The following is a 12,552-nucleotide window of genomic DNA, read 5'->3' as shown; positions in this document are numbered from 1 at the left end:
CCCGCGTCACGACGGCGGGACGACGGCGGTGGCGGGCGTAACCACCACCTTCCCCCGCGCGCGACGGCTCTCCAGATAGCGGACCGCCTCCGGTACCCCGCTCAAGGGATAACGCCGATCGAGCACCGGCCTGACCGTGCCCGCTTCGATCAGCTTCGTCAGGGCGATGAGATCGGCGGCGCTCGGACGCGACGCGTGCGCCTTCATCGCCTTCGACCCGGACCATCGCCCCAGGAGCGCGACCCGCAGAAACGCCCCCGTGGTTCCTCCGACGAGCACGTACGTGCCGCCATCGCGGAGCACGCGCCGGTAGTCCGAGACGGATCGGTAAGCCGCCGCGTCCACGATCAGGTCGTACTCGTGCCCGCTCCGGGTGACGTCCGCGCGCGTGTAGTCGACGACGTGATCGGCGCCCAGCGACCGCACCGGATCGAGGTTCCTGGTGCTGCACACCCCTGTCACCTCCGCGTTCAGGGCCTTCGCTATCTGGACGGCGAACGTCCCCACCCCTCCGGAGGCGCCGTTGACGAGCACCCGCTGCCCGGCCCGAGCCCGCCCGCAGTCGCGGAGCGCCTGGAGCGCAGCCAACGCCGCCAAGGGGACGGCCGCAGCTTCCTCGAAGCTCACGTTCGACGGCTTCGGGGCCAGCGCCTGCTCCGACGTGCAGACGTATTCCGCAAAGCCTCCCCACCCGTGAGCGGACAGATCCCCGAACACCTCGTCGCCCACCCGGAACCGGGTCACGTTCTTCCCCACCGCCTCCACCCGACCGGCGATGTCGGCGCCGGGCACCCGGTGCTTCGGCGCGAAGAGCCCGAAGCCGAGAAACCGAAGGAAGAACGGATCCGCCCGCATCATGTGCCAGTCGGCCGCGTTCACCGACGCGGCCTCGATCCGCACGAGCACACCGTCGTCCCTGAGCGCGGGCATGGGGATCTCCTCAAGCCGCAGGTTGTCCGCCGAACCGTATTCGTACTGAACAATCGCCTTCATCGCATTCTCCCGGGGCGAGCCCCTTCGCCGCCCGCTGCGATGGTGGTTCCGGAGGCCGCACGCCGCCGCTCCACGCAGGAGCCTTTCAGCTCCCAGCGGGAGGACCGTGCCTCGAGCCGGCCCCTGGCAGCGCCTACCCCTCGTGGCGATGCTCCCCGCGCGCCCCCTCGCCGTCCGCGGCAGCGAGCGTCGCCCCCAGGGCGCTCAGCCCACCGTCGACGGGGGCACGCCGAACCGCTTGCGGAACGCGGCCGCGAACTTGCTCGGGTTCTCGTACCCCACCCGCTGCGCCACCTCGGTCACGTTGCACGCCCGCTGGCGCAACAGGCGATGGGCCTCTTCCCGTGTTGCCCTGCAGGTCCCAGCGCACCTGGCGCTCGAACGGGGTGGGCGTCTCGATGGGCGCGGCGCCCTGGAGGATCCCCGCCGCGAACGTCTCGAGATCGCGCTCGCTTCCCTCGATCCTCATCGCCTCCATGCGGACGTTTTAGCACGCGCCGCGCCCGGCTGGCCGCCGGCGAGGGACCAGCTCACCCTCGGTCCTCGGTCCTCGGGCGATGCGCTGGCACGTCGCGACCGCGTGGGCGCCCGGGCGCTCACGGGGGAGCCTGCCGGTGCTGGATGGCGTGCTCGGCCGCCATCGTATACCGGCGGTTCTCGGCCTCGTCGGGATCGAGCCCGAGCTCGCCATAGAGATACGCCATGGCCAGCGCCCCGCAGGCTGTGGCGTGAAGACGGCCCCTTAGATGCATAGATAAATTATTGATATAGCGTCGTTTTCCCAGGAGGGCCGGATCGCATAGGGTTCTCTATGTCAACCAACGCGTGCAGCGTGGCCGTACGGTGGGACCGGTGATGCCGCGAGCCCTTCACCGCGGGCGACGCCGCGGCGGAGGGCGCCCCGTTGGGCCACACCGGAGCCGCCTTCGGCGGCGAAACAGGCGGAAGCTACGAAAATCGCTACTGTTCCCGGCCGCCGCTCGTCATCGACCGGTGTTTCTGGCGGGACTGTTCCGCGGCGCCGAACCGTCGCGTTCCGTCGGATCCTCCGGGATTTTGGGGAGCGTGACGGCGGATCGCACTCCCTCGGGATGCATGGCCCCGACCCGGGCCCAGCTGTCAAGCCCCGGGCCTGGGGAGCTGTCGGCAATCAGCAGGCCTGTGCCGGGGAGGCAAGCGCGAGGGCGTGCGCGGGCGATCAATCTCTCGCACCACGAAGCTCCTCGTCAGCCCGTCCGCGCCGGCCTCGGAGCCCACGGCGAGGACCCGGCCCCCGGGCAGCGCGAACGCCGCGACGTCCGCGACCGCAGCCGGCAGGGCGGGCGCCCGCGACCTCCGCGGCGGCGCACGCGCCGGCGCACCCAGGCGCGAGCCGCCGGGTCGGCGCCGCGGCGCCGCCCTGCACCCCGCCCACCAGCACGATCTCCCCGGGCCCCGTCACCGCGGCGCCCGCGCCCTGCGAGGCGTCGAGATCGACGAGCAACGCGATCACGAGCTCGATCTGCTCGTCGATCGCCCGACGATCGACCTGATCGGCCTCATTCGTGCGCCGGGCGGAAGCGCCCGCTCACCGTTGCTTCACATGTGCGGATCCCCCGCCTCAGGCCTCGCCGCTGCGTGGCGCCGCCGAGCGTGACGCAGATGCGGGCGCTCTGGGCGGGCTCGCGGCGCTCCGCCGCGCTCGCATGACTCACGCCGCCTCCCCCGCCTCCACCGGCAGCGCGATCCGCGCCGTCGTTCCTTCGCCCACCCGGCTCTCGATCTCCAGCCGGCCGCCGTGCGCCTCCACGATCCGGCGGGCCAGCATCAGGCCGAGGCCGACGCCGCCGGTCGCGCGGGTGCGGCTCTGGTCGCCGCGGAAGAAGGGGCGGAACAGGTGGGGCAGGTCCTCCTCGGGGATGCCGACGCCGCGATCCTCCACCTCAATCACGGCGGCGCCGCCGTCGAGGCGGGCGCGCAGCGTCACGGGTGCGTCGGCGTCGGAGTACTTCTGCGCGTTGTCGAGCAGGTTGTCGATCGCCCGCCGGAGCAGGGAGCGGTCGGCCGTGAATGACACGGGCCCGTCGAGATCCACCGCGAGGGCGAGCTGCCGCTCGGGAGAGCGCGCGCGGAAGCGGGTCGCCGCGCCCTCGACGAGATCGCCGAGATCCGCCGGCGCGCGCTCGAGTCGCGGGAGGCCGCCGGGGTTGACGGCGAGATCGAGCCGCGCGGCGGTGAGCACGTCGTTGACCAGCCGCTCGAGCTCGCCGAGGTCCTCCGCGAGCTCGCCGAGGTAGCGGCGGACGCGCTGGGGATCGCCCTCGCTCGCGAGATCCAGCACGACCCGGATCCGCGACAGGGGGGTGCGCAGCTCGTGGGAGACGTTGGCGAGCAGCTCCTTCTCGGCGCGGCGCAGCGCGACCAGGCGATCGGCCATCTCGTCGAAGGAGCGGGCGAGATCGCCGATCTCGTCCTGCCGCGCGATCGCTGAGCGCACCTCTAGCTGGCCCGCGCCAAAGGCCTGGGCCACTCCGCGCAGGCGCTCGATGGGGCGCGCCACGGACCGGGCGAGCGGGATGGAGGCGGCCGCGAGCACCAGCAGGACCGCGAGGAGCGCGACCACCGCGGGCGTGATGGGCGAAGCGGGAATGGCGCGATGGGCGATCGCGTGGCCGACGCGGCGGCCGTCGGTGAAGAGGCCGACGGCGTGCGTGTGCGGGGGACCGATGGGCGTGGCTACCCCGGGCTCGAGGCGCGCGGCCTGCTCGGCAGGGAGCGGGGGCAACGGGGGATGGACGCCGGTGGCGAGGAGCGCGCCGCGCGCGTCGTAGAAGGACAGCTGGATGTTGGCGCGGCCTTTGAGGGCGGCGAGCTCGCGCTCGAGGCGCGCCGGATCGCCCGTGGAGAGGGCCATGTGATCCACCACCCAGGCGGTCGTGCCGTCGACGCGCTGATCCATGGCGGGGCGCACCATCGACTCCAGCACCAGGAAGACCGAGGCGCCGGCGAGGAAGATGAGAAGCAGGCCGTGGAGGTAGACCCGGACCAGGAAGCGGCGCAGCGCGCGGCCGGTGCGGCTCACAGGTCCGCCTCGTCGTCGGCGAGCAGGTAGCCGGCGCCGCGCACGGTCTTGAGCAGGCGCGGGCGCTTCGGGTCCTCCTCGAGCTTCTGCCGGAGGCGCGAGATGCGGACATCGATGGAGCGATCGAAGGCCTCCTCCGCGGCGCCCTTGGCCAGATCGAGCAGCTGCTCGCGGGTGAGCACCCGGCCCCGGCGCTCGGCCAGCACGCGGAGCAGCGTGAACTCGTAGGCGGTGAGCGCGAGCTCCCGGCCGCCCAGGGTGGCCCGCAAGCTGCCGGTGTGGAGCACCAGAGGGCCCACGCGCAGCACCCGCGGCCCCGAGGTGACCTGGCCGCGGGCGCGGCGGACCATGGCGCGGATACGCGCGAGCAGCTCGCGCGAGGAGAAAGGCTTGGTGAGGTAATCGTCCGCGCCCATCTCCAGGCCGAGGACGCGATCGGCCTCTTCGGCCCGGGCTGTCACCATCAGGACCGGCACGTCGGAGCCCTCGCGCAGGGCCTGGCAGACCTCGAGACCGCTCCGGCGCGGGAGCAGGAGGTCGAGGATGATCACGTCGTGGCCGCCGCGCCGGCCCTCGCGCAGGCCGGCCTCGCCGTCGGCGGCGTGGGTGATGGAGACGCCGTGCTCCTCCAGGTACTCGCGGGTGAAGCGGGCGAGGCGCTCGTCGTCCTCGACGAGGAGGGCGCGGATCGGAGGCTCCAGGGTATCCATTCGAGATCCGAAGATAACCCCGGGCGGGGCGGGGCGAGCCCGCCTGCAACACTCCGACACACTCCAGCAACGACGCCCACATGGCGGGCGGCCATCGTCGCGGGCGGGTCGGGCGGACGTGGAACGCCTTCGTGAGGAGAGCGGCCTTCCTCCTCTCGATCACCGGCGTCGCCGGCCGAGCAAAGAAGGCGCCAAGGAGAACTGACATGGTTCACGCTCGATTTCTGCGATGGGCGGCAGGGCTTCCGGCCCAGGCCGCGCCTTTCGTCCGCTCGGAGCGACTCATGTTGAGAAACATGGGAACGGACTCCGCCTCCTCGGGCCGGGGCAGCGGGGGCGCTAGAGGGCTCTCGCCCATCGCGCTCTTGCTCGTCCTCGTCCCGGCGTCGTGCACGAAGACGACCGATGATGCGCAGGCCGACACGGGCACGCACGTCGGAGAGCATGCCCAATGCGGCATACCCTACGATCCAGATCCGCGCGACGCAACGATGACCGGGGAGCTCATCCGGATCTACACGAGCGAGGGCGACCCGAACGATCCCTCGGACGACCAATACGACCTGCAGTTGCCTCAGGAGATGTTCGACTGGATCGAGGAGCAGAAATGGGATCAGGAGCACGGCGACTGGCACAACATCCGGCGCTGGGATCAGGGCTGCGTGCAGGGCCGCCCAGGAGGCATTTGCGAGGGCGCCGAGGTCATGGCAGCGCGTGGCTTGTGGCGCGCCGAGATCCAGGAAGGCGAGCCCGGCGACGGCTATGCGTTCCTCGTGATGCATCGCCACATGATCCGTGGATTCAAGGAAGCGTTCCCCAAGCACGCCGCCATCATCAGCGGCTTCAAGGAGGTGCCGCTGACCCAGGACGATCCCGAGAACCCGTTGCCGTGGGTCGACATCCGCTGGAGCGAGGACCAGCTGGCAGCGATCGCGCTCCTGCAGGACATCGAGAACAACCTCGATCTGTTCGAAAGCGAGGACGACTTGGGACAATGGATCCAGCTGGGAGAGGGCGGGTTCCCGCCGGGGGGTCCTGGCGGGTTCCCGCCGGGGGGTCCTCCCGGCTTTGGCGGCGGACCGGGCGGGAGCGACGATGGAACGGGTGGGAGTGACGGATCGGCTGGCGGCGACGGAACGAGTGGAGGCGGTGGCGGACCGGGTGGGGGCGGGGGTGGACTGGGTGGGGACGGGGGTGGAACGGACGATTCCGGCCGTCCTCCGGGTGGCATCCACGGCGGGCTGCACTCGCAGTGGGCCGTGCCAGGCTCGCCGTACAACCTGGTCGACAACAACGTCAATGTCGCCCTGGTGTCCTTCTGGCGGCTGCATGGTTGGATCGACGACATGTGGGAGCGCTATCGGGTCGCGAAGGGCATTGGAGAGGACGAGGCGAAATACAAGGCCGAGATGATCGCCCAGTGCGAGGAGATGCATGCGCTCGGCCACGCGGCGCCACCGTCCAGCGGCCCGACCACCACGGAAACGGGCGTGTTCGCGGAGAAGGTGGCGCCCATCCTGAACGCGTACTGCACCGGCTGCCACGGCGCGGTGGCTGCTTCCAAAGGGCTGGTGCTCAGCGGTGTGGCCCCCTCCAAGGTGCGCGAAGCCCTGGTCGGGGTGACGGCCACCGAGATCGATATGCCGCTGGTCGATCCAGGCTCCCCCAGCACGAGCTGGTTGATCCGCAAGCTGACCGGAGACTTTAGCAACATCGAATGCACCGAGTGCGGCACGACGATGCCCCCCGCCGGCGTGAAGCCCACGGACGAGGAGATCCAGACAATCCGCGCCTGGATCGAGGCGGGCGCCACGGCGGAGTGACGCGCGCCGGGCGGCCAGGGGCCACCAGGCGTTCTTCTCTCAGCGGCGGCGCTGACTGACACGGGACGTCGGATGTTTCCAGGAGGAAGAGATGAGAGACGAGATGGAGCAGAGAAAAGCGCCACGCGCCGTCACGCGGCGCGATGTTCTTCATGGCCTCGGTATCGCCCTGTCGGTGATGCCCCTTGCCAGCCTCGGCGGATGCGGCGACACGGGATCGAGCGGCACCGGCGGCTCGAGCGGGACCGGCGGCTCGAGTGCGACGGGCGGCGCCGGCGGCACCGGAGCGACGGGCGGAACCACGAGCGCCGGCGACTGGGCGAGCGGCGGCACGGCATCGATGTCCGGCGACTATCCAGATCCCTTCACGGACGACCTCGGCACCACCTGTGCCATGACCTGCGCGCTCATGCTCGGGCCCTGCTATGCGGAGACAATCGAGCGAAGGGACATCAGCGAGGGGTACCCGGGCCTGCCCGTCCGGCTCGCGCTCCTCGTCGTCGACGAGTCCTGCAACCCTGTCGAGGGCGCTTCCGTCGATATCTGGCACACCCGCAATGCAGGCCTGTATTCTGGCAATGACGCGGTGGATATGTGCACGTTCGATGACGCCGATGCCGAGTCGCACCGTTACTTCCGCGGCGTGCAGACGACCGGCGCCGACGGCCGGGTCGACTTCGACACCTGCTATCCGGGGTGGTACGAGGGGCGCGCCGTCCACATCCACTTCACCCTGCGGGTCGGAGGTCAGGAGTACGTCACGTCCCAGCTCTTCTTCCCCGAGGATCTGACCGCGCAGATCTTCGCCGAGCACGCGGACTACAAGGAGTTCGGGCAGCCGGACACGAGCAACTCGACAGATCTCGTCTACGTGGGTGACGAGGCCCTGCTCTCGACCGCACTCCAGCCCGACGGCGCGCTGCTCGCGTGGAAGGTGCTCGTGATCCGCTCGTCGCTGGAGGAGACGCTTTGCGGCGACACCAGCGGGCCGCCCATCCCGCCCGGCGCTGGGGGTGGCCCGCCCGGCGCTGGGGGTGGCCCGCCCGGTGCTGGGGGTGGCCCGCCCGGCGGCTGAACCGCAGCTATCGAGCCCATCGCCCGGGAGCGCTCTCGCCGCGCCACGGCGCCACAGAGCGGGCGAACCACGGCTCGAAGAGGCGGGCGATGCCGCGCGGCGAGCGCAGGCGCCTGGTGCGGGGGCGACCGGCTTCGCGTCCGCGCTGGTTTCGCGCGTCAGCAATCCCTGGCGGGACTCTTCCGCGGGGGCGAACCGTTGCGATCTGTCGCTTCCCCGGGGATTTGGGGAGAGCGTGACGACGGATCGCAGCCCCTCGGAAGGCGTGGGCCCAACCCGGGCCCAAGCGTCAAGCCTCAGGCCTGAGGAGCTCGCCGTGACCGATCCGTCGCCTCGGGCGGCCGTCGTCGCCTCGCTCGCGTGCACCCTGAGCCGCGCCGTCGCTCTCGGGGATGAGGTGGCGGCCCGGGTCGTTCACGGGGCGCTCGGTCGGCTGCTCGGGCTGCCGGTGGCACCGGAGGCATGAGCCTCCTCACGCATCTGGCGACCGACCAGCACGTCAGCGCCTCGACCCAGAACCAAGCCCCTCGCCGCCATCCTCTTCCTCTACACCCACGTCCTCGCGCTCCCCCTCGCGCGGCACGTCGATTTCACCCGAGCGAAGCGCCCCGCGCGCCTCCCCGCGGTGCTGACTCCGACCGAGGTGAGCTCTCTCCTGGATCGCATGACCGGCGTCCCGCTCCTTTTGGCCTCCCTCCTGTACGGCGCCGGCCTCCGTCTGCTTGAATGGGCCGAGCTCCGCGTGAAGGACCTCGCCTCGCGGAGTTGACGAGCATCGAGAATGGCTCGAGGAGAGGGCTCCCCTTCGCCCTCGGCGGCGGTCCGGTATGGGTGGACCGCCTCGGGCTGCGCGTGAGCAGTCGCAGCCTCTTGGCTAGATTAGGGGTGAAAGCTGGTCGAGCCCATAGGATCGCAATCAGCTGCGCGGACCGACGACGACGGCGTCCACGTCGGTCACGAGCCCGCCCACGGCTGGCGCCCACGCAGCTCGCGCACGTCGAGCTCGCCGGAGTCGAGCAGGCTGGCGCGGAGCTCACGATCATCGTGAGCCCGCTCGTGCCGGCCGCTTCACCCAGTCGAGCGGATCGTACGGCGGGGCGAGCGGACGCAGCAGGGCCACGGCCGCGATGCTACCCGAACGCGTCCCCCGGCTCACGAAATCGACGCGCGGCGGGCCTGCCATTCGTCGCGGGAGAGCTTGCGTTCCGGCGAGCCCCTTTTGTGGCTCGCCTGCACTCCATCCGGCGAGCCCCTTTTGTGGCTCGCCTGCACTCCAGCCCCTCCGGTGAGCACCCCAAGCTCCCTCACCACCCGCAGGCGCGGCCCAGCGTGCGTCCGCTGATTACCTCAGCTCGTAGACGTCCACCGTGTCCACCAAGACGTGGGGCACAAGGACGCGTCCACGCTTCGTATCGTAGCCGATATCCGTGGGCGTCTTCTGCTCTGGAATCGCGATCTCGAAGGTTCCGCCGAGCTTCTCCAGCACGCTCTCCCAGCGCCGACGCGGCGGCCGCCGTACTGGAAGAGCACCGTTCTGCGCCGCAAGGCGCTCGGTGACGCCGCATAGCGTCTCGTGATCCGGCCGGCACCGGCACGTTCACGGAAGGCGCGGCGATGACGAAGGCGGCAGGGGACGCTACGTCCATCGCCGTGCCGGCCAGCGCCGGAACGTACAAGCTGCATGTCGTCGATGCGCAGGCAAAAAATCTCGGTGGATCGGCGGCGCAGCTGCGGGTGCGCTCACATGCCGCGGTGGGCGCTACAGCAGTGGCGCCCACCTTGCTTCCCCGACCGGCCGTGGCAGCGGGCGCTGGCGAGCGAGGCTACCGCGAGCGTACCCGAGCTCAGACGCGACGCGCCAGCTGCTGCAGCCACCATTCGAGCAGCCGCGAGCGGCGGCCGAGCTCGGCGCGCGGCGGCATCGAACGGCGTGGGCACGTCATCAGATACACGACTGCTTGCATGCCTTCGAGCGCGGTCTCCACGCTCTCGCGTCGCTGAACGCCGAACTCGACCCAGCTTCGCTCTGGTCCCCGCTTCAAACCGCAATCGAGGTGTCGAGCCCGAAGATCTCGTCCACGCGGAAATCTGCGCAGGTTTCTCGAGACTCTGGGCGTCAGTCGTCCCATTCGCAAATGTATGAGGTGTCGATGTTGCCGTCGTCCCAGGTGCCGTCGGCGACCATCTTCACCCAGCGCTCGTTCGCGGGGTTGTCCGGCTGGCCCGGCTGCCAGTGCGTGTAGGTCACCGGGCTGCCATTGATCCACTCGTAGTGATTGACGTCCTTCAAGTTGTTCATGCCCATCCACGGGCGGGTGGTGCCCGCGAGCGTCAGCACGAAGGCATCTTCTGGTTGACTCTCGATGCAGACCAAATAGCCTCCCAGCCCGGAGCAGATCGCCTGAGCTGCCGCTGCATCGATGGTTGCAGTCGTATGGCGGTACCAATGACCGTTGAACTGCACGGCGTCGCCGGGATGCGCGCCCGAGCTCGAGCCGCCCGTTCCCATACCAGCGCTTCCTCCGTTGTCTCCACCGCCGCTGGTTCCTCCGCTGCCGCCTTGCCCGGAGCCATTACCACCATCACCACCACCACCACCGCCACCAGCCGTCGCGGAGCCAGCCGTTCCGGCACCACCGGTCGTCACGGCTCCGCCCTCCGCGCTGCCTTGCCCGGCCGAGCCTTCGTTGCTTCCCGGCGGGGAGTCCGAGGAGCAGGAGACGAGCAGTCCTGAGGCAAGGAAGCCCCAAAGCTTCAGAGAAAAATCCGAGAGTTTCATCGATTCGTTCCAGCTTTCGACCCGCAAAAGACCGATGTGGCGTTCGCGTCGCAGCACCCGGACTCATGGGGAATGGGGATACAGATCGGGTCGATTGTGAACGTTCACATTTTCGGTGTCAATTCAAATCCACGGGCTCGGCGATCGGCGCGAGCCGTTCGCGGATCTCCCCTCGGTGGTCCCGGTTCAGGTTGACCCCACCGCCGTCCTCCGACGGCGACGATCAAGGTCGAAACTGCGACTGCCAGAGCAACCAGGGAAGTCCCGACGGACTCCCCCCAATCGGCCCTGCCGACCGCGCACGATCCAGAATCAGCGCTTCACGCGCGCTTCCGTTTCCGTGGCGGCGCAGGCTCGCCCAGGACGGGGCGTTGTTCGGCGTGCTGACGCGCCTCTTCGTCGAGAGCGTCGAGCGGTTCTACGAAGAGCGCGCCGCGCGCCGAGGCGCGTGCGGCGCGGTCAGGAGCGGCGCGGTGACCCTCGTGCAACGCACGTCCGGCGACATGCGGCTCAATCCGCATCTGCACGTGGTCTTCCTCGACGGGGCTTATCACGAAGACGGCACCGAGCTCGTGCGGAACGAGCTCGGTCACCTGCGAACGCGCGAGGTCGGTCAGGTCCTAGAGCACGCCGTCGGGCGGATGCTCCGTTACCTCCGGCGGCACGGGCACCTCGAGATCGAGCACGACGTCGAGGAGGACGACGAGCCCGAGGCAGCGCTCTGCGCCTCCGCCGTCTCGGGACGAGAGCCAGCGTGTCCGTAAGGATCTACGCCGGCACGCAGCTCGTGAAGGTGCACGCGCGCGTTGCGCCGGGCAAGCGCTCCACCGACCCGAGCGACTACCCCGTGGGCAAGGACATCGCGGCCGAGCGCGATGTGGCTTCGCTCATCGCGAGCGCGAAGAAGTGCGGCGTGCACGTCGGCATCTACGCCGAGCGGCTGCTCGATGTGCCGCTCCCCTGGACGCGCATGCGGCTCGTCTATGCGCTGCTGCGGCTGTGCAACAAGTTCGGCAACGGGCGCGTCGAGGCGATCTGCCAGAGCGCGCTCGCGTTCGATGTCGTCGACGTGCAGCGCGTGACGCGCATGCTCGAGGCGGCGAAGACGCCCGCGTCACCGCCCACGGACGAGCGCAAGGTCGTCACGCTCCCCACGCCGCGGTTCGCGCGCAGCACCGAGCACTTCGCGACGCGCACGCTGGCGGCTGCCGCGACGAAGGAGGAAGCGTGATGAGCTCGAGCGAAGTCGACCCTGCGCTCGTCACGGCGCTCAAGCGCCTGCGCCTCGGCCGCATCGCAGCGACGTTGCGTGAGCGGCTGCTGCTGGCCGAGAAGCAGTCGATGGGGCACGAGGAGATGCTGCTCATGCTGCTCACCGACGAGATCGCGCGCCGCGAGGCGAGCGCGACGGAGAGCCGCGTACGCGACGCCGGGCTCGATCCCAACATGCGGCTGGAGCTCTGGGACAAGACCGCGAAGGTCAGCTTCGACAAGCGTCTGCTCGGTGGGTTCACGAGCCTGCGCTTTCTGGAAGAACACAAGCACATCGTCATCCTCGGCTCGGTCGGCGTGGGCAAGACCTTCCTCGCGAACGCGCTCGGACACCTCGCGTGCCAGCACGGCTACAGCGTGCGTTTCCTGCGCGCCGACGCGATGCTGCGCAGGCTGCGCCAGAGCAGGCTCGACAACTCACGCGACGCCGAGATGGTCGCGCTCACGACCGTCGATCTGCTCATCCTCGACGACTTCGCGCTCGAGGCGATGAGCAAGGAAGAGAGCCGCGACGTCTACCAGCTCTTCCTCGAGCGCACCGGCCACGCGTCGATGATCGTCACGAGCAATCGCGACACGGCCGAGTGGCTCGCGATGTTCGACGACGTGCTGCTCGCGCAGAGCGCCGTCGACCGGTTCAAGAACGCGGCGTTCGACTTCATCGTCGAGGGCGAGTCGTACAGGCCACGGCTCAAGCCGAAGCTCGACGAGAGCAACACGGCCGCGCCAGTGCCCGCGCGCAGCAAGCCGCCCACCCATCCACGCAGCAAGCGGCGATGACCGCTGCGGCCCCGGCGAGGACGTCGATCCCGGGGCCGCGCCGCTGACCCCCTCGCTCC

Annotated in this window: 13 protein-coding genes; 6 read left to right on the top strand and 7 right to left on the bottom strand. The window is 70.1% G+C overall.

The window, feature by feature from the left end; all coding sequences use genetic code 11:
* Nucleotides 1–6: 6 nt before the first annotated feature.
* The 4 genes from WME98_RS44140 to WME98_RS44125 all read right to left on the bottom strand — a co-directional run bounded on the left by WME98_RS44140 (nucleotide 7) and on the right by WME98_RS44125 (nucleotide 4,764).
* Nucleotides 7–993, bottom strand: a complete 987-nt coding sequence (locus WME98_RS44140) for an NAD(P)-dependent alcohol dehydrogenase (RefSeq protein WP_437947623.1) — start codon at nucleotides 991–993, stop codon at nucleotides 7–9.
* Between the two features lie 204 nt (nucleotides 994–1,197).
* Entirely contained in the window at nucleotides 1,198–1,317 is a 120-nt protein-coding gene (locus WME98_RS44135; protein ID WP_437947622.1) for a helix-turn-helix domain-containing protein, read from the bottom strand.
* Between the two features lie 1,366 nt (nucleotides 1,318–2,683).
* Complete coding sequence (locus WME98_RS44130) at nucleotides 2,684–4,054, bottom strand: sensor histidine kinase (RefSeq protein ID WP_437947621.1); 1,371 nt, start codon at nucleotides 4,052–4,054, stop codon at nucleotides 2,684–2,686.
* Nucleotides 4,051–4,764, bottom strand: a complete 714-nt coding sequence (locus WME98_RS44125) for a response regulator transcription factor (RefSeq protein WP_437331909.1) — start codon at nucleotides 4,762–4,764, stop codon at nucleotides 4,051–4,053. Before WME98_RS44125 ends, WME98_RS44130 begins: the two co-directional genes overlap by 4 nt.
* Before the next feature lie 365 nt (nucleotides 4,765–5,129).
* Between WME98_RS44125 and WME98_RS44120 the strand changes: the two genes are divergently transcribed.
* From WME98_RS44120 to WME98_RS44110, 3 genes are all read left to right on the top strand, one after another.
* The gene (locus WME98_RS44120; RefSeq protein WP_437947620.1) at nucleotides 5,130–6,587 is read left to right on the top strand and encodes a hypothetical protein; all 1,458 of its coding nucleotides are present in this window, start codon (nucleotides 5,130–5,132) and stop codon (nucleotides 6,585–6,587) included.
* A 91-nt stretch (nucleotides 6,588–6,678) separates the two neighbouring features.
* A complete protein-coding gene (locus tag WME98_RS44115; protein WP_437947619.1) occupies nucleotides 6,679–7,662 on the top strand; it encodes a protocatechuate 3,4-dioxygenase in 984 nt (327 codons plus the stop codon).
* A gap of 316 nt (nucleotides 7,663–7,978) precedes the next feature.
* Nucleotides 7,979–8,128, top strand: coding sequence for a hypothetical protein (locus tag WME98_RS44110; RefSeq protein ID WP_437947618.1), 150 nt, complete (start codon nucleotides 7,979–7,981; stop codon nucleotides 8,126–8,128).
* Nucleotides 8,129–9,004: 876 nt separating this feature from the next.
* Here WME98_RS44110 and WME98_RS44105 read toward each other — a convergent pair.
* The 3 genes from WME98_RS44105 to WME98_RS44095 form a co-directional block, all read right to left on the bottom strand.
* Nucleotides 9,005–9,148 (bottom strand): hypothetical protein, encoded by a 144-nt coding sequence (locus WME98_RS44105; protein ID WP_437947617.1) that lies wholly within the window; start codon nucleotides 9,146–9,148, stop codon nucleotides 9,005–9,007.
* 358 nt (nucleotides 9,149–9,506) lie between these two features.
* A complete protein-coding gene (locus WME98_RS44100; protein ID WP_437799447.1) occupies nucleotides 9,507–9,647 on the bottom strand; it encodes a hypothetical protein in 141 nt (46 codons plus the stop codon).
* A gap of 131 nt (nucleotides 9,648–9,778) precedes the next feature.
* Nucleotides 9,779–10,498: a lectin-like protein gene (locus tag WME98_RS44095; RefSeq protein ID WP_437947616.1), complete on the bottom strand. Its 720-nt coding sequence runs from the start codon at nucleotides 10,496–10,498 to the stop codon at nucleotides 9,779–9,781.
* Between the two features lie 314 nt (nucleotides 10,499–10,812).
* On the opposite strand from WME98_RS44095, the gene WME98_RS44090 reads away from it, so the two are divergent.
* Genes WME98_RS44090 through WME98_RS44080 form a run of 3 tightly spaced genes read left to right on the top strand, consistent with a single transcriptional unit; the run spans nucleotide 10,813 to nucleotide 12,493 of the window.
* Nucleotides 10,813–11,205, top strand: a complete 393-nt coding sequence (locus tag WME98_RS44090) for a transposase (protein WP_437947615.1) — start codon at nucleotides 10,813–10,815, stop codon at nucleotides 11,203–11,205.
* Complete coding sequence (locus WME98_RS44085; RefSeq protein ID WP_437947614.1) at nucleotides 11,196–11,672, top strand: hypothetical protein; 477 nt, start codon at nucleotides 11,196–11,198, stop codon at nucleotides 11,670–11,672. Before WME98_RS44090 ends, WME98_RS44085 begins: the two co-directional genes overlap by 10 nt.
* Nucleotides 11,672–12,493, top strand: coding sequence for an ATP-binding protein (locus tag WME98_RS44080; protein WP_437730028.1), 822 nt, complete (start codon nucleotides 11,672–11,674; stop codon nucleotides 12,491–12,493). The genes WME98_RS44085 and WME98_RS44080 overlap by 1 nt, the downstream gene beginning before the upstream one ends.
* Nucleotides 12,494–12,552 lie beyond the last annotated feature (59 nt).

Origin of the sequence: Sorangium sp. So ce296 (assembly GCF_051529605.1) — a bacterium.
Classification (GTDB): Bacteria; Myxococcota_A; Polyangia; order Polyangiales; family Polyangiaceae; genus Sorangium; species Sorangium cellulosum_D.
Note: the sequence above shows the minus strand (reverse complement) of the source record. Positions and strands in the feature narration are given on the sequence as shown.